Annotated in this window: 12 protein-coding genes and 2 pseudogenes; 8 read left to right on the top strand and 6 right to left on the bottom strand. The window is 66.6% G+C overall.

Going from position 1 to position 15,860, the window contains the following annotated elements:
* From E4A48_RS01780 to E4A48_RS01745, 7 genes and pseudogenes are all read left to right on the top strand, one after another.
* A complete protein-coding gene (locus E4A48_RS01780; RefSeq protein WP_058195981.1) occupies positions 1 to 1,248 on the top strand; it encodes an ATP-grasp domain-containing protein in 1,248 nt (415 codons plus the stop codon).
* A complete protein-coding gene (locus tag E4A48_RS01775; RefSeq protein WP_142741798.1) occupies positions 1,245 to 3,128 on the top strand; it encodes an IucA/IucC family protein in 1,884 nt (627 codons plus the stop codon). Before E4A48_RS01780 ends, E4A48_RS01775 begins: the two co-directional genes overlap by 4 nt.
* A complete protein-coding gene (locus E4A48_RS01770) occupies positions 3,125 to 4,306 on the top strand; it encodes an MFS transporter (protein WP_409976372.1) in 1,182 nt (393 codons plus the stop codon). The genes E4A48_RS01775 and E4A48_RS01770 overlap by 4 nt, the downstream gene beginning before the upstream one ends.
* The gene (locus tag E4A48_RS01765) at positions 4,284 to 6,062 is read left to right on the top strand and encodes an IucA/IucC family protein (RefSeq protein WP_058195979.1); all 1,779 of its coding nucleotides are present in this window, start codon (positions 4,284 to 4,286) and stop codon (positions 6,060 to 6,062) included. The genes E4A48_RS01770 and E4A48_RS01765 overlap by 23 nt, the downstream gene beginning before the upstream one ends.
* Positions 6,059 to 7,255 carry a type III PLP-dependent enzyme gene (locus tag E4A48_RS01760; RefSeq protein ID WP_039005758.1) on the top strand — a complete coding sequence of 399 codons (1,197 nt, stop codon included), beginning with the start codon at positions 6,059 to 6,061 and terminating at the stop codon, positions 7,253 to 7,255. Before E4A48_RS01765 ends, E4A48_RS01760 begins: the two co-directional genes overlap by 4 nt.
* A 96-nt stretch (positions 7,256 to 7,351) precedes the next feature.
* Positions 7,352 to 7,537 (top strand): annotated as a pseudogene (locus E4A48_RS01750) (helix-turn-helix domain-containing protein); the annotation flags it as partial.
* 110 nt (positions 7,538 to 7,647) lie between these two features.
* Positions 7,648 to 7,959 (top strand): PsiF family protein, encoded by a 312-nt coding sequence (locus E4A48_RS01745; protein ID WP_039005759.1) that lies wholly within the window; start codon positions 7,648 to 7,650, stop codon positions 7,957 to 7,959.
* 72 nt (positions 7,960 to 8,031) lie between these two features.
* Here E4A48_RS01745 and E4A48_RS01740 read toward each other — a convergent pair.
* Both E4A48_RS01740 and clpB read right to left on the bottom strand, forming a co-directional pair.
* Positions 8,032 to 8,163 (bottom strand): annotated as a pseudogene (locus E4A48_RS01740) (PLP-dependent transferase); the annotation flags it as partial.
* Positions 8,164 to 8,174: 11 nt separating this feature from the next.
* Positions 8,175 to 10,760 carry an ATP-dependent chaperone ClpB gene (clpB, locus tag E4A48_RS01735; RefSeq protein ID WP_142741797.1) on the bottom strand — a complete coding sequence of 862 codons (2,586 nt, stop codon included), beginning with the start codon at positions 10,758 to 10,760 and terminating at the stop codon, positions 8,175 to 8,177.
* Positions 10,761 to 11,030: 270 nt separating this feature from the next.
* Between clpB and E4A48_RS01730 the strand changes: the two genes are divergently transcribed.
* Positions 11,031 to 11,735 (top strand): glutathione S-transferase, encoded by a 705-nt coding sequence (locus E4A48_RS01730; protein WP_142741796.1) that lies wholly within the window; start codon positions 11,031 to 11,033, stop codon positions 11,733 to 11,735.
* 149 nt (positions 11,736 to 11,884) lie between these two features.
* Here E4A48_RS01730 and E4A48_RS01725 read toward each other — a convergent pair whose 3' ends face one another.
* The 4 genes from E4A48_RS01725 to E4A48_RS01710 form a co-directional block, all read right to left on the bottom strand.
* Entirely contained in the window at positions 11,885 to 12,709 is an 825-nt protein-coding gene (locus tag E4A48_RS01725) for a DUF3014 domain-containing protein (protein WP_142741795.1), read from the bottom strand.
* A gap of 278 nt (positions 12,710 to 12,987) precedes the next feature.
* Entirely contained in the window at positions 12,988 to 14,586 is a 1,599-nt protein-coding gene (locus E4A48_RS01720) for a hypothetical protein (protein ID WP_142741794.1), read from the bottom strand.
* A 104-nt stretch (positions 14,587 to 14,690) separates the two neighbouring features.
* Positions 14,691 to 15,011 carry a GNAT family N-acetyltransferase gene (locus E4A48_RS01715; protein WP_230812665.1) on the bottom strand — a complete coding sequence of 107 codons (321 nt, stop codon included), beginning with the start codon at positions 15,009 to 15,011 and terminating at the stop codon, positions 14,691 to 14,693.
* A gap of 196 nt (positions 15,012 to 15,207) precedes the next feature.
* On the bottom strand, positions 15,208 to 15,687 hold the full coding sequence (locus E4A48_RS01710) for a DUF3574 domain-containing protein (protein WP_039005763.1): 480 nt from the start codon (positions 15,685 to 15,687) through the stop codon (positions 15,208 to 15,210).
* Between the last annotated feature and the right edge of the window lie 173 nt (positions 15,688 to 15,860).

Genomic DNA, 15,860 nt, shown 5'->3' with positions numbered 1-15,860 from the left:
ATGTCGGCAAAACCACTCGTCATTCTTGCCCACATCCGCCACGCGGCCGTTGTCGAAGGCTTTCTACCCGCTGCGCATCGGCTGAATTTGCCGGTCGTTTTGCTCACCGACCACCGTATCGATCACCTCGAATATTTCGCGCGTGAGCCGGCCTGCGCGCCGCAGAAAATTATCGAGTGCGACGTATTCAGTCCCCTCAGCGTGATCGACGCGTTGTACCGCACAGGAATCCGGCCACTGGCGGTGTTGTCCAACAGCGATCACCTACAGACCTCCGCTGCGCTGGTGGCACAGTGTTTCGACCTGCCAGGTAAAGACTGGCGCGTATGCTATGCGGCCAAGAACAAGGCCGCCATGCGCGAACGATTGCGCGAACTGGGATTGCCGACGCCCTGGTTTCATACGCTGGCGGTAGGCCAACCGATGCCGGCAGATGCCGTCTTCCCGCTAGTGGCCAAACCACGCGAAGGCGTCTCGGGACTGGACGTCCAGATGTGTGCTTCGCGGGACGAACTGCATGCCTATACGCAATCATTCTGGAGTCGATTTCCCGATGGTGTTTTGCTGTTGGAGGGCTTTCTTGACGGCCCACTGTTCAGCCTCGAAACGCTGGGTGACGGGCACCAGGCATGCGTTGTCGGCGGCTTCGATACGCGTCTGTCGGACCCGCCGCATTTCATCGAACTGGAGTCGGTCTGGAACGGTCCGATCTCTCAACGTCACTGCCAGCAGGCGCTGGCGCAAGTGCTCGCGCTTGGCGTCAATTTCGGCGTCTGCCATAGCGAATTTGCACTGACCGAACATGGCCCCGTGCTGATCGAGATCAATTACCGGAGTATTGGCGACGGCTGCGAGTTCATGCTTGACCGCCTGCTTGGCGGTCACTGGTTCGACTGGATTTTGCGCCTGCACCTGGGAGAACCGTTGGACCGGACCGCAATAGAGCGCGAACTGGCGGCGCCCCGACAGGCGATGTTGCGTTTTTACGTCGCCGATCGCGAAGGGCCGTTGCTTCAGGCCAGTGAATCACTGATCGAGAAAACGCCATACGCCTATGCGGTCTACCGCAGCTTGCGTAAATCCGGCGATGACATTCGCTTGAGTCACTCCAACAAGGACTACCTTGGTGTCTTGAGCGTCGTCGCCGACGATCAGAAAAGCCTACTGAATACGTTCACGACCATGGAATCGCACTTGCATTGGCAGATCCAGTCGACCACTCGCCAGCCGACGGAACTATACGCATGACTGAATCGGACACGAGGAAATCGAGCGCGAAGCAAACCCACGCGATCGGATCAGACACCAGCCAATTCGGTAGTTTCCAGGTCGATGGCGATGCAGACAGCGCCTATATTACACAGCGCATTATCGACTGCTGCCTACGCGAAGACCTGCATGGCATCGCCAGTCAGGGTTGTGCGTCGCTACCGCCATTGCCGCTGGACACTATCTGGCCAGCGCTCGTTGGCCAGCAAGCGGGGCTGTGGTGGCAGGTAGTGCACTGGCCCGGCGGGCCGATCTGGTTACCCGTTCGGCGCAGCGACTATATGCAGCCTGTGGCCGCACTCAGCGATGGCTGGCTGCGTCGAACGGCACAGGGTATACAGCTGGAATTTGGCGCGCAGGCGTGGCTAGCACTGCTTGCCGAGGGACGCGATGAAACAACCCGGGCGCTGCACGAACAGTATGTCAAGGAAGCCGTCCTGGCCGTAAAGCACCGTACATTGGCACGCTCGGCGTTCGCGGTAAACGCCGAGCGTCTGGCGCAAGTGCTCGATCACCCGCAGTGGAGCGAACGCCTGCTGCTGGCCGATCAACTGGCAAGCTATCGCGACCATCCGTTCTATCCGACGGCGCGCGCAAAGACCGGATTCGATGAAGCCGCTTTGCGCGCTTACGCACCCGAGTGCAATCCAGCTTTCGAGTTGCACTGGCTGGCCGTGCCGCGTGACCAGGCCACGGTCTCAACGACCGTGCCGGACTTCTGGCCGCGCCTGCGCGACCTCGGTTTCGACGCGGCGCTGGAAAGCAGCCATGCCGCATTCCCGGTACATCCGATGACGTGGCCGCGCCTGGACGAGTTCGCCCTGCCCGATGGCACGTTGCGCGCGCAGCTCACCTACCTGCGCGTACGCCCGAGCCTTTCGGTGCGCACGGTGATACCGCTCGACCATCCGACCCAGCACCTGAAGCTGCCGCTGCTGATGTTTACGCTTGGCGCATTGAGCCTGCGCCTTATGCGTCCCTCCTCCCTTTACGACGGCTTCTGGTTTCAACGCGTACTAAACGCGATCCGTGCCAGCGCCCCTGCTTTACAAGACCGCTATGTTCATGTGGATGAAACGCACTTCGGGCACGTCGCCGACAGCCTTCATTTGTCGTATTTGCTGCGCGTCTATCCATCCATGACCGAGGGAAGCACGCTGGTACCCGTCGCAGCACTATGCGCGCCGATGCCGGATGGGCGTCCGTTTTCGCTGCATCTGGCCGACCGTTTTTATGCCGGGGACGTGCTCGCTTGGTGGCGGCATTATCTCGACCTTCTATGCGACGTGCATTTGCGTCTGTGGCTGGCATATGGCGTCGCGCTGGAAGCCAATCAACAGAACGCGGTCATTATTTACCGCGATAATGCGGCGCCGCACCTGCTGATGAAGGATAACGATGCCGGGCGCGTGTACAGGCAGCGCCTGCACAGCAAGTTGCCTCAGGCAGAGACATTCGGACCGCTGCACAATCAACGCATTCTTGTGCCGGACGACACCGCGCTGGGGCAGATGTTCTGCACCATCACACTTCAGCTCAACCTGCTCGCGGTGCTGAAGTGCGTCGCCGAAGCGAATCCGGCCCTGCACCAGCTGATGCTCGGCGCATTACGCCAGGGCATAGTCGCGATCCTGCAAAATTTGCAGGATGAAGGCATTGACACCAGCCCGGCCTGGCAACTGTTTGACGCGCCAAGATTGCCGGTGAAGTATCTGCTCAGTGCCGGCAGCCTGCTCAGCAAGGATGCCACCGGCGCGGCCGACATCCAGAAGTTCTACGGCAACAGCGCACCAAATTTCATGTTGGGCGCGCGTCGGACGCAAAGCGACCGACGGCGATTGCAAGCCGGCGTTTGCTGATGCGCGTCCTGCGCAGCGTCCTGGCCGCTCATTATCTGGCCGCGTTCACCGCCCTGGGCATGCCGCTCTTCATGCCCAGGGTTCTGGCGCAACTGGCGCCGCATTCCCCCGAGTGGCTGGTCGGTGTGCTGTATGTGCTACCCACCATCTGCACGGCGCTCACTGCCGCCACGTGGGGGCGCCTGGCCGATCGGTACGGCCGCAAACTGTCGCTTGTTCGCGCCTTGCTGGGACTGGCATTCGGCTTTGCGCTGGCCGGGCTGGCCCCGAACCTGCCGGTGTTCATCCTCGCGCTGATGATCCAGGGCGGCTGCGGCGGCTCGCTTGCGGCCGCCAATGCCTACCTGGCTACGCAAGTGCAGGGGCCTGCACTCTCTCGCTCGCTGGACTGGACCCAGTTTTCTGCGCGTCTTGCGATGGTCACGGCGCCGGCGCTGCTGGGCCTCGCCATCGATCGGGGACTTGCACAAGGCCTGTATACCTATTTGGCCGCGCTCCCCTTACTTGGCTTGCTGCTGGCGATCCAGCTTCCGCCGGATTCAGTCACCGGCAATCCCGGTACGGCCGGTGTTCGGTCCGCGGCCAAGCCGGATCAACGCAATGGCGCCCGGCTGTGGGGACTACTGGGCATCCAATTTCTCTACTACTTTTCCGTGGTCATCACGTTCCCCTACTTTCTGGTCTATTGCCGGACCCTGGGTATTGCGGATGACAGCATGGCCGGACTGATTTATAGCCTGCCGCACTTGGTCTACCTGGTCCTGATGCCCTGGCTGAGACCGGGAAAAATCGTGCTGTCGCACTGGACGCTACTGGGCGGACTGGGTGTACTGACAGGCGCAAGCCTTTGCCAGGCATGGCTTAAGCATGCAGGCCCGCTGCTGCCGGTGCGGGTTTTGTACGGTGTCGGCATGACCCTGACGATCATTGGTTTAAATCGGGCCATCAGCGAGTGCGCCAAACAAGGGGCAACGGGTCGCCTGTTTGGCGTATTCGACGCCTGCGGCAAATGGTCAGGAACGCTTGGCGGCGTTATCGCCGGTGTCCTGATGCAGCGCTATGGTCCAGCCATGCCATTTTTTGCTTCAACGCTGGCGGGTATTGGCGCACTGATCGTCGCAGCCTTTGTTTTTCTCATCAACAAAAGGCCAGGATATGTTCCAGCACGGCATACGTGATCAGTGGCATGAGGCACAGGCACAAGCGCAGGCGATTTCCTGCTGGCTGAACTGCTACCTGCGTGAATTCGCGCTACCACGCGAGCAGGCTGACTTCAATTACCGCGGCCTGGACGCTCCCGCCGCGCTGCTCCACGGCGAGCGGCAACAGCTACTACGCATCCGGTTCGCCGAAGCTGGCTACCTGATCTGCGCGCGCGTCGTCCGCACCAGCATGCTAGGCCGCTGCGAGTATCAGTCCGCGCCCTATCTAAAAAGCCCTGGTCATCCCTGGCGTTGCGCCGATGCCAATACCATGGCCCATTTCCTGCTGGAACGGCTGGCGCATGAATGTGGTTTCAACGCCGAACTGCTTGCGCAAAGTCAAAACAGCGTCGCGATCACCGCGCAGCTACTGCGTCTTGCCAAGCAGGCCGAAGTTGACGATGCGGTCGCATGCGGTGATGCCTTGATCGAGGCGGAGCAAGCCATGCTATGGGGACACGCGCTGCATCCGACGCCGAAGAGCCGCGAAGGCGTGCCGCTGGCGCAGGTGCTGGCCTGTGCGCCGGAAGCGCGCAGCCAGTTCCAGTTGTTCTGGTTCCGCATCGACCCGCGCCTGTACCGCGCCCAGGGCCAGGGCGTGCGCGCCACGCTGGCACAGGCCGGCGGTGCAGCGGACCTGTATCCGTGCCATCCATGGGAAGCCGAGCGCGTGCTCGCGCACCCGCTGCTGCGCCAGGCGCAGGCGCGCGGCTGGATCGAACCGCTGGGCGAACGCGGACTGGCGCTGCGCCCGACCTCGTCGGTGCGCACGCTGTACCACGCCGAGCTGGATTACTTCCTCAAGCTGTCGGTGCACGTGCGCCTGACCAACTGCGTGCGCAAGAACGCCTGGTACGAACTGGAAAGCGCGGTCGCGCTGACCCGCCTGCTGGCGCCGGTCTGGCGCGCACTGGCCAAGCGCGTGCCGGGCTTCCAGGTGTTGCTGGAGCCGGCCGCCACCGACCTGGATTTCTCCGCGCTGGGCGGCGATGCGCACGCCTGCCGCGAACTCGGCGAAAGCTTCGGCATGCTCTACCGGCAGGCGATACCGGCAGCCCAACGTGTGCGTTTCCAACCACAGGTGGCCGGCGCGCTGTTCACTCGCGATGCGCGTGGCAATGCTCCCTGCGCCGCGCCGCTGCAGGCGTTGGCACGACGCTATGGTGGTAGCCTGGATGCGGCCGCCGCGGCCTGGTTCCATGCCTATGCACGACTGTTGCTGGATGGGGTCTGGAGCGCGTGGTTCGACTACGGCATCGCGCTCGAACCGCATCTGCAGAACACCGTGATCGGCAGCGTGGACGGCCTTCCGGCGCGGGTCTGGATCCGCGACCTGGAAGGCACCAAGCTGCTGCCGGCGCGCTGGCCGGCCGCGCGTCTGCACGGCATGTCGGAGACCGCGCGGCAGTCGCTGTACTATAGTGCCGAACAGGGCTGGAACCGGATCGCCTACTGCGCGCTGGTCAACAATCTAGCCGAGGCGATCTTCCATCTGGCCGACGGCCACGAGCGCCGCGAGCGCCAGCTGTGGCGGATCGTCGGCACCATCGCCCAGGCCTGGCAGCAGCGCCACGGCCGGCAACCGGCGCTGCAGGCGCTGCTCGACGGCGCGCCGCTGCCGGCCAAGAACAACCTGCGCCTGCGCCTGCTGCAACGCGCCGACCGCCATGCCGACTACACCCTGTTGCCCAACCCCATCGCGCCGCCGGCGCAGCGGCAGGCCGCGGCATGAGCCTGCACATCGATCCGGCACCGCTGGCGAGCGCGCTGGCGCAGTTGCGCGAGCGTGGCGACGGGCCGCTGTGCGCCTACGTCTACGACCTGGCCGCATTGCGCTGCCACGCCACCGCGATGCGCACCCAGCTGCCAGCCTATTGCGAGCTGTACTACGCGGCCAAGGCCAATGCCGAGCCGCCGCTGCTGCGCACGCTGGCGCCATCGGTGGACGGTTTCGAGGCGGCGTCCGGCGGCGAACTGCAGTGGCTACGCCAACATCAACCGGGCCGGCCTCTATTGTTCGGCGGCCCCGGCAAGCTCGACGCCGAACTGCAGCTGGCCGTGTCATTGCCCGAGTGCACGCTGCACGTGGAGAGCCTGGGCGAACTGCAGCGGCTGGCGCGCATCGCCGCGCAAGCAGGGCGCCGCGTGCCGCTGTTCCTGCGCATGAACATCGCCGTGCCCGGCATGCGCGACACGCGCCTGATGATGGGCGGGCGGCCGTCGCCGTTCGGGCTGGACGCGCTGGACCTGGAGACGGCCATGCGCCTGCTGCGCGACGCCCCGGCGCTGCAGCTGGCCGGCTTCCACTTCCACCTGATGTCGCACCAGTGCGACGCGCAAGCGCAGTTGCGCCTGGTCGCCGGCTATCTGCAGACCGTGCAGGGCTGGCGCCAGGCCTACGCACTGGGTCCGCTGACGGTGAACGCCGGTGGCGGCTTCGGCGTGAACTACGCCGATGCGGCGGCCTCGTTCGACTGGACCGGGTTCTGCGCCGGCCTGCCGGCGATACTGTGCGCGCACGACGACGGCCTGCGCCTGCGCCTGGAGCCGGGCCGCTACGTCAGCGCCAGCTGCGGCTGGTACCTGATGGAGGTGCTCGACATCAAGCGCAGCCATGGCGAATTTTTCGCCATCGGCCGCGGCGGCACGCATCATTTTCGCACTCCGGCCGCGCAAGGCCACGATCATCCGTTCCTGGTACTGCGCGGCACGCAACCGCCGGTGTTGCGCGACACGCGGGTGACCCTGGTCGGCCAGTTGTGCACGCCCAAGGACGTGCTGGCGCGCGCGCAACCGGTCGCGGCCCTGGCGCCGGGCGACTGCCTGGCCTTCCCGCTCGCCGGCGCCTATGCCTGGAACATCTCGCACCAGCAGTTCCTGATGCACCCGCCGCCGCAGATGCTATTCGTGGACGCTGCAGGCTAGCGGCCGTCGCGCTGCACCGGCACGCAGAGATCGGCACGCAATGCTGCTTCGGCCACGGTTTCGGGATCGCGCAGGTACAGGTAATTCAGCGGCGCATCGCGCAACGCGATGAGCTTCGGCCAGTGGCGGCAGCAGCTGCGCCTGTTGCGCGGGCTGGAAGGGCTGGCCACGGGCGACCGCCTCATCGACTTAAGGCTCGAACTCGGCGACGACAGCCCCAGCGCGTTCACCGCGATGTTCAAGCGCCAGTTCGGCCAGCCGCCGAGCCAGTTCTTCCGTTAGTGGCGTATCCTCGTTCCCGAGTCGCACACCCCGCAGGCCCGCGCACTGCGTCACGGTTCGGTCAGATCCGTAGGCGCAGGATGCGCGCACCACCCGACCGGACCACCGCCATGACCCATTCCCTCCCTCTCTCCGTCTGCCTGCTGCTGAGCCTGAGCGCCGCCCCGTTGCTGGCCGACGCCGCAGCCAAGCCGCAGACCGCGCAGCAATCGTTGATGGCCAAGTGCTCGGCCCAAAACAAGGGCAAGCAGGGCGACGCGTACAAGACCGCGCAGAAAGCCTGCCTCAGCGGCAACAGCGCGCCGGCGCCGGCCAATACGTCGCAGCAGCGGATGAAGGACTGCAATGCGCAGGCCGCCACGCAGAAACTGCAGGGCGATGCGCGCAAGAGCTTCATGAGCGGTTGTCTGAAAAAGCAGTGATCCACCGGCCGCTCGGGACGGCGGCATCGCCCTGCACTGCTGCCTGGGGGAGTTCGGGCAGAAGCGGCGCGCTCAGGCCTGCGCCAGCGCCTGCCGCAGGTCGGCAAGCAGATCGTCGATGTGTTCGATACCGACCGACAAGCGCACCGTGTCCTCGCTGACTCCGCTGCGCTCCAGTTCCTGCGCAGAGAGCTGGCGGTGCGTGTCGCCGCACCTCAGGCCTTCTCGAACGTGAGCTGCCCGCCTTCGGCCCCGACCTTGATGGTGTCGCCGCTGAGGAACTGACCGGACAGGATCTGCTGCGCCAGCGGATTCTCCAGTTGCGACTGGATCGCGCGCTTCAGCGGCCGCGCGCCGTACACCGGATCGAAGCCGACGTTGCCGAGCAGTTCCAGCGCGCGGTCGCTGAGTTCGATCTTCAGGCCGCGCTCGGCCAGGCGCTTGTCCAGGCCGCCCAGCTGGATGCGCGCGATCGACTTGATCTGCGCCTTGTCCAGCGGATGGAACACCACGATGTCGTCCAGCCGGTTGATGAATTCCGGGCGGAAGTGCGCCTGCACCACGCCCATCACCGCCGCCTTCATCTGCGTGTAGGCCTCGGCCGAGCCGTCGCCGCTCAGTTCCTGGATCTGGTGCGAGCCCAGGTTCGAGGTCATCACGATGACGGTGTTGCGGAAGTCCACGGTGCGGCCCTGGCCGTCGGTGAGGCGGCCATCGTCGAGCACCTGCAACAGGATGTTGAACACGTCGCTGTGCGCCTTCTCCACCTCGTCGAGCAGGATCAGCGAATACGGCCGGCGCCGCACCGCCTCGGTCAGATAGCCGCCTTCCTCGTAGCCGACGTAGCCCGGAGGCGCGCCGATCAGCCGCGCCACCGAATGCTTCTCCATGAACTCGCTCATGTCGATGCGGATCATCGCCTCGCTGCTGTCGAACAGAAACTCGGCCAGCGCCTTGCACAGTTCGGTCTTGCCGACGCCGGTCGGGCCCAGGAACAGGAACGAACCGCTTGGCCGGTTCGGATCGGACAGGCCGGCGCGCGAGCGCCGCACCGCATCGGACACCACCTTGATCGCCTCCTGCTGGCCGACCACGCGCCGGTGCAGCTCGTCCTCCATGCGCAGCAGCTTGTCGCGCTCGCCCTCGAGCATGCGGTTGACCGGAATGCCGGTCCAGCGCGACACCACTTCGGCGATCTCCTCGGCGGTGACGCGGTCCTGCACCAGCGTGAAATCGTGATGCTCGGCATCGCCGGCCGCGGCCAGCTGCTTCTCCAGGTTCGGCAGCAGGCCGTACTGGATCTCGCTCATCTTGGCGTAGTCCTGGCGGCGCTGCGCCGCTTCCAGCTCGACCCGCGCCTGCTCGATCTGCTCCTTGATCCTGGTCGCGCCCTGCAAGGTGGCCTTCTCCGAGCGCCACACTTCGTCGAGATCGGAGAACTCGCGCTGGAGCTTGTCGATGTCGCTTTCCAGGTCGGCCAGGCGCTGCCGCGAGGCCTCGTCCTTTTCCTTTTTCAGCATCTCGCGCTGGATCTTGAGCTGGATCAGGCGCCGCTCCAGGCGGTCCAGTTCTTCCGGCTTGGAGTCGATCTCCATGCGGATGCGGCTGGCCGCCTCGTCCATCAGGTCGATGGCCTTGTCCGGCAGCTGGCGGTCGGCAATGTAGCGGTTGGACAGCGTGGCCGCAGCGACGATCGCCGGGTCGGTGATCTCCACGCCGTGGTGCACCGCGTAACGCTCCTTGAGCCCGCGCAGGATCGCGATGGTGTCTTCCACCGTCGGCTCGCCGACGAACACCTTCTGAAAGCGTCGCTCCAGCGCCGCGTCCTTTTCGATGTACTTGCGGTACTCGTCCAGCGTGGTGGCGCCGATGCAGTGCAGCTCGCCGCGCGCCAGCGCCGGCTTGAGCATGTTGCCCGCGTCCATCGCGCCGTCGGCCTTGCCGGCGCCGACCATGGCGTGCAGTTCGTCGATGAACAGGATGACCTGGCCTTCGGTCTTGGACAGGTCGTTGAGCACGCCCTTGAGCCGCTCCTCGAACTCGCCGCGGAACTTGGCGCCGGCGATCAGCGCGCCCATGTCCAGCGACAGCACGCGGCGGCCGCGCAGGCCTTCGGGCACCTCGCCGTTGACGATGCGCTGGGCCAGGCCTTCGACGATGGCGGTCTTGCCGACGCCGGGTTCGCCGATCAGCACCGGGTTGTTCTTGGTGCGCCGCTGCAACACCTGGATGGTGCGGCGGATTTCCTCGTCGCGGCCGATCACCGGATCCAGCTTGCCGCTCTCGGCGCGCGCGGTGAGGTCGATGGTGTATTTCTCCAGCGCCTGGCGCTGGTCTTCGGCGCTTTCCGACTGTACCGTCTCGCCGCCGCGCAGCTTGTCGATGGCCGCTTGGAGCTTGTTCTTGTCGGCGCCGGCGGCGCGCAGCGCCAGGCCCAGCGCGCCGGCATCGTCGGCCGCGGCCAGCACGAACCACTCGCTGGCGATGAATTGGTCGTTGTGCTGCTGCGCCAGCTTGTCGGTCTGGTTGAGCAGCCGGCTCAGATCGTTGCCGATCGACAGGTTGCCGGGCTGGCCGCTGACCTTGGGCAGCTTGTCCAGCGCCTCGCCCAGCCGCTCGCGCAGCACCGGCACGTTGACACCGGCCTGCGCCAGCAGCGGCCGGGTGCTGCCGCCGGACTGGTCGAGCAGCGCAGTCAACACGTGTACCGGCTCGACGATGGTGTGGTCGCGGCCCACGGCCAGCGACTGGGCGTCGGCCAGCGCCTGCTGGAAACGCGACGTGAGCTTGTCCATCCGCATCGGGAAGTTCCTCTGATAAAGGGGCCGGCCGCGCCGGCATGCTAGTCAAATGCGGTTGTTGCGGCATGTTTCAAGGCCGCGGGGTTGGCTGGGTAGGTGCCCGCCGTGTGGCGGACCGCCTGGAGAGGGACTACACACCAGGCGCTGCGACGGCCGCACAGCGCCCTCGCCAGCCAAACGGTTGCCTGCGCCAGTCGCCGCACGGTCACACGCCGCTACGGCTACAGCCCCTACCCTCGCGCTTTAGAACCTTCCCGCACAGGAGCCGCAATGCACTACGAACTCTATTACTGGACCGGCATCCAGGGCCGCGGCGAGTTCGTGCGACTGGCGTTGGAAGATGCTGGCGCGGCCTACCGCGACGTCGCCCGCGAGGAAGGCGATGCGGCACTGCAGCCGTTCCTCGACGGCGGGCAACCGGGCATGCGGCCGTTCGCGCCGCCGTTCCTGAAAGCCGGGCGGCTGCTGATCGCGCAGGTCGGCAACATCCTGCACTACCTGGGTCCCGCGCTGGGGCTGGTGCCGGACAGCGAGTCGCGGCGCATGCAGGCGCTGCAGTTGCAGCTAACCATCGCCGACCTGGTGACCGAGATCCACGACAGCCACCATCCCATCGGCAGCGCGCTGTACTACGAAGACCAGAAGCCGGAAGCGCGGCGCCGCGCCGAGGACCTGCGCACGCAGCGGCTACCCAAGTTCCTGGGCTACTTCGAGCAGGTCATGAGCCAGGGCGGCGGGCGCCATGCATTGCGCGAGCATTCCTACGTGGACCTGTCGCTGTTCCAGCTGATGAGCGGACTGGACTACGCGTTCCCCAGCGCGGTGAAGAAGCTATCGCCGAAGCTGCCGCACCTGCGTGCCCTGCAGCAACGGGTGTCCGAACGCCCGGCCATCGCCGCGTACCTGGCATCGGCGCGGCGCCTGCCGTTCAACGACAACGGGATTTTCCGGCGTTATCCGGAGCTCGATGGGTGATGGGTGATGGGTGGCGGCATGCGGCCTGTTGTGGGAGCGACTTCAGTCGCGACAGGCTTCACCGGTAACGCCCGTCGCGACTGAAGTCGCTCCCACATGATTGCTACGACGCTCCAAAATGATGGTACCGACGCCAGCGCTGATGGCCCTCAGGTCCTGACCAACGCCGCACGAATCGCCTGCAGTTGCTTGCGCACCGCCGCGGCCTGCACCGGCCCCAGGCGCAGCAGCGCCTTCTGTCCGACCGACAGCGACTCCAGCGCCGGATCGACGAAGCGGTACTTGCCAATGCGCGTATCGGCGATCACTGCCGGCGGCGTTGTCGGCACCGGCGCCCGCAACAGATGGTCGATCACCTGCACCAAGCGGTCGTTGAAATAGCCTTTTGGATAGCCCAGTTCCACATACGCCTGCTGAAACAAGGGATAGAAGCGCCGGTACGCGGCCACCATGGCGCCGGCATCGGCCTGGGTGAAGGCCTGCACGTACGCGGCGTAGCGTTGCGCGTTGGCCGCGTCGATGTTGCTGGCGCCAGCGGCATCGGTGCTGATCTGCAATTGACCAGGCACCGGCGTCAGCGCCAGGGTCCGCGCGGCGACGCGGCGCTGCGGCAGGTTATCGATCATCGTCACCGCACGCTGGATCAGATGGTCGCGGATCAGTAGCGACAGCGGCGCCTCGCTGCCGGCCAGTGTCGCCAGTTCGGCCCACGCCGCCGCATCGCTGTCGGCCAGCGCAGGGATCGCCGCATCGGCCGCGACAGCGGGATCGATCGGATGCTGGATCGGCGGCGGCGCTGCGGCCGCAGGCACGGGCGGCGCCACGGGCGGCGCGGCTGCCGGCGCCACCGCGGCAGGCACAGGTGCCGCGCCATGCATCAACGCGCTCAGGTTGTCGCGGAACAGCCACGCCGCGGCAGCGGCCACCAGCACAGCGACCAGGATCCAGGGCCAGGGCGAATGGCGTGGCTGCATGGTGTCCGGTTCTCCGTTGAACAGTGGCAGGTGTGACCACGGCTTGCGCAACCGGTTCCAATGCGAGGTGGCCAGCGTTCAGCCTCGACGCACGGTGCCGGACGCCGGACGCCGGACGCGCAACGCTAGTCAGCGGCCCCTTCGCCGATGGCGATGCGCGCATCGCCCCACTCGGCGACGATGGCCGCGGCGAACGGCTCGGCTTGCGCCGCCAGCAGCCTTGTGCTCGATCAGCCAGCGCGCCGGGATTGCGCGTGATGCGGCCGATTGTCGCGCACTCAATCCACCAGCACCGCACGCGGCTGCTGCAACGACAGCAGGCCGAGCAGCGCGGCCAGCACCACGTAACCGCCGACGAACTGCCAGGCGATCAGCTTGGGCAGGCCGCTCAGCGTCCATGGCCAATAGATGCCGCCGCGCGGATCCACCGAGTGGATCAGGCCGAACAAGGTCAGCCCGGCGGCGACCAGCAAGAACACCGCGGCGCGGCGCAGGCGCCCATCGACCATCGCCGCCACCGCCGCGGTCCACAGCATCGCGGTGATGATGAAGCCGTTGCCCAGGGTGAAGATCACCGCCAGTTCGGGTAGCCCGTGGCCGTCCAGGGTGGTGGTCAGCGCGGCCAGCTTGTCCGGCGGGATCCAGCCCGGCGCCTTGATCGCCAGCAGGTAGGCCACCGAAGGCAGGAAGCCCAGCACCATCGCCCCGGCGTGGCGCTTGGGCGTGGCCTGGAACGCATGGGTGGTGATGTCGATGGCCACGTACACGATGATCGGCGCCAGCACCGCCAGCGGCAGCCACTGCACCAGCCCGGCGACCAGGCCGAGCATGCCGCCCAGGCCGATGAACACTCCGGTCAGCAGCGTGTAGCCACTGCGCGCGCCCATGTGCTTGTACGCTGGCTGGCCGATGTAGGGCGTGGTCTGGGCGACGCCGCCGCAGACGCCGGCGACCAGGGTCGCGCAGGCCTCGACCAGCAGTATGTCGCGGGTGCGGTAATCGTCGCCGGCAGCACGCGCGCTCTCGCTGACGTTGATGCCGCCGACCACCATCAGCAGGCCGAACGGCAGCAACAGCGGCAACAGCGGCACCGCGTCGGCCAGGCCGGCGACGAAGCCCAGGCTCGGCCACGGCAGCACCAGTTGCGGCGCCACCCACTGCGGCGCCTGATAGCCGGGAATGCCGAACCCGGCCGCGTTGGACCAGTAGTACAGGCCGGTGCCGAGCACCAACGCCAGCGGCACGCCGGGCACGCCGTACGGCAGGCGTCCCTTGGCGATCAGCACGTACAGCAGCAGACCCAGCACCAACAGGCCGACCAGCGGCGAGCGCAGCGTCTCCAGCAACGGCAGGAAGCCCATCAGCACCAGCGCGATGCCGGCGATCGAGCCGAGCAGCGCCGCCCGCGGCAGCGCGCGTGTGACCGCGTCGCCGAAGAACGACAGCACGGTCTTCAGCAGGCCCATCACCACCAGCGCGGCCATGCCCAGGTGCCAGGTGGCGAGCGCCGCGGCCTGCGGATCCAGTCCCTGCTGCTTGTAGCGCACGAACGCCGGGCCGAGCACCAGCAGCGCCATGCCGATGCTGGTCGGAGCGTCCAGGCCCAGCGGCATCGCGGTGACGTCGCTGCGCCCGCTGCGCGCGGCCAGCCGGCGCGCCATCCAGGTGTACAGCAGATTGCCGATCAGCACGCCGAACGCGGTACCGGGAATCATCCGCGTGTAGATCACCTCGGCCGGGAACTGGAACAGGCCGATCAGGGCGGCGCTGATGAAGCCGAGGATCGACAGATTGTCGAGCACCAGGCCGAAGAAACCGTTGAGGTCGCCGGCGACGAACCAGCGCGGGCGCGAGGAAACGGGAGCGGTGCTGGACATGCGGGCGATGGCGAGGTGAGGGACCAGGGGATGGTAATGGAAGCGGCGCTTGCGGATTGGCGCGCGAACGGATGCAGCATCCCGGCCTGCACCGCGCGACACGGCTACAGCGCCAGATGCAGGAACTGGTTGAACGCGCTCGGCAGGTAATCGGCGAACGCCGGTCCATTGCGGAAGCCGCGGCGCCGGTACAGGGTCAGCGCCGCATCGAACGCCGCGCCGCTGCCGGTCTCCAGGCTCAGCCGGTGCAGGCCGGCGGCGCGCGCGGCGGCCACGATGTGCTCCAGCAGCGCCGCGGCCGCGCCCTGGCGCAGGCAATCCGGATGGGTGCGCATCGACTTCAGTTCGCCGCCGCCGTCGTCGAGCACGCGCAGCGCGCCGACCGCGGCCAGCGCCTCGCCGCGCCGCGCCGCCAGGCACTCCACACGGTCACGTCGGCGTGCTGCAGCCCGGACAGGTCCAACGCATAGACACTGCCCGGCGGCGACTGCGCCTGCATCTGCTGCAGGTGGTACGCGAGCAACGCACGCACCGCTGCACTGGACAGATCGTCCCGGCGGATCGCGAAAGGCCCCGCTCCTGCTGTTCCGAGTCCCGAGTCCCAGGTCTCGAGTCCGGGCCTCAGAAAGACACCTCCACCGGCGACCGCGCCCACAGCACCGACTGGTGTCCGGTCGCCTGCTTCCACGCCAGCCGGATCGCCTCGATGTCGGCGCGGCGCTGCGGGGTGTCCTCGTGCAGGATCACCAGTACCTTGGTGTTGAGCCGGTTCGGCTCCTTGGCACCGCGGAACAGCCACTGCCCGTAAGCGTCGACCACGGTCAGGCCGTCGGGAAAGCGCGGCGTGACCTGCTTGTCCAGGAACGCGCGCCATTGCGCCTCGCTGATCGGCTTGGCCTGCGGGCGATCGGCCGGGCCGCTCTCCTCGCCCACGCCGAAGTACAGCTCGCTGCGCACCCAACCGCTGGCCTGCGCCGGCCGCGCGGCATCGCCCTGCAACGCGGCACCGACCTTGGCCGGCACGGTGGAAGCGGACGGCGCCACGCTGGCGCAAGCGGTCAGGGCCAGGAACACGGCAAGCAAGGGGGCACGCAGCAGCATCGGCAGGTCTCGGCAGCGGAACGGAAAGACGCGGTGATAAGCGACCACGGGCACGCGCACGATAACCGCCGGGCATCAGCTGATAGCGAGCGCAGCGCATGCGACGGCCTGCGGCCGCGTTAACGATTTAAGATAATATATCGCTTCACCCGATGGATGTACCAAAATTCATT

Source organism: Xanthomonas translucens pv. cerealis (assembly GCF_006838285.1).
Taxonomy (GTDB): Bacteria; Pseudomonadota; Gammaproteobacteria; order Xanthomonadales; family Xanthomonadaceae; genus Xanthomonas_A; species Xanthomonas_A cerealis.
This window is presented reverse-complemented; position numbering and strand designations above follow the sequence as displayed.

Bases quoted from the DNA above. Each gene is read 5' to 3' on its own strand.
- E4A48_RS01780 (WP_058195981.1), top strand. From the start codon at position 1: ATGTCGGCAAAACCACTCGTCATTCTTGCCCACATCCGCCACGCGGCC.
- E4A48_RS01775 (WP_142741798.1), top strand. From the start codon at position 1,245: ATGACTGAATCGGACACGAGGAAATCGAGCGCGAAGCAAACCCACGCG.
- E4A48_RS01765 (WP_058195979.1), top strand. From the start codon at position 4,284: ATGTTCCAGCACGGCATACGTGATCAGTGGCATGAGGCACAGGCACAA.
- E4A48_RS01760 (WP_039005758.1), top strand. From the start codon at position 6,059: ATGAGCCTGCACATCGATCCGGCACCGCTGGCGAGCGCGCTGGCGCAG.
- E4A48_RS01745 (WP_039005759.1), top strand. From the start codon at position 7,648: ATGACCCATTCCCTCCCTCTCTCCGTCTGCCTGCTGCTGAGCCTGAGC.
- clpB (WP_142741797.1), bottom strand. From the start codon at position 10,760: ATGCGGATGGACAAGCTCACGTCGCGTTTCCAGCAGGCGCTGGCCGAC.
- E4A48_RS01730 (WP_142741796.1), top strand. From the start codon at position 11,031: ATGCACTACGAACTCTATTACTGGACCGGCATCCAGGGCCGCGGCGAG.
- E4A48_RS01725 (WP_142741795.1), bottom strand. From the start codon at position 12,709: ATGCAGCCACGCCATTCGCCCTGGCCCTGGATCCTGGTCGCTGTGCTG.
- E4A48_RS01720 (WP_142741794.1), bottom strand. From the start codon at position 14,586: ATGTCCAGCACCGCTCCCGTTTCCTCGCGCCCGCGCTGGTTCGTCGCC.
- E4A48_RS01710 (WP_039005763.1), bottom strand. From the start codon at position 15,687: ATGCTGCTGCGTGCCCCCTTGCTTGCCGTGTTCCTGGCCCTGACCGCT.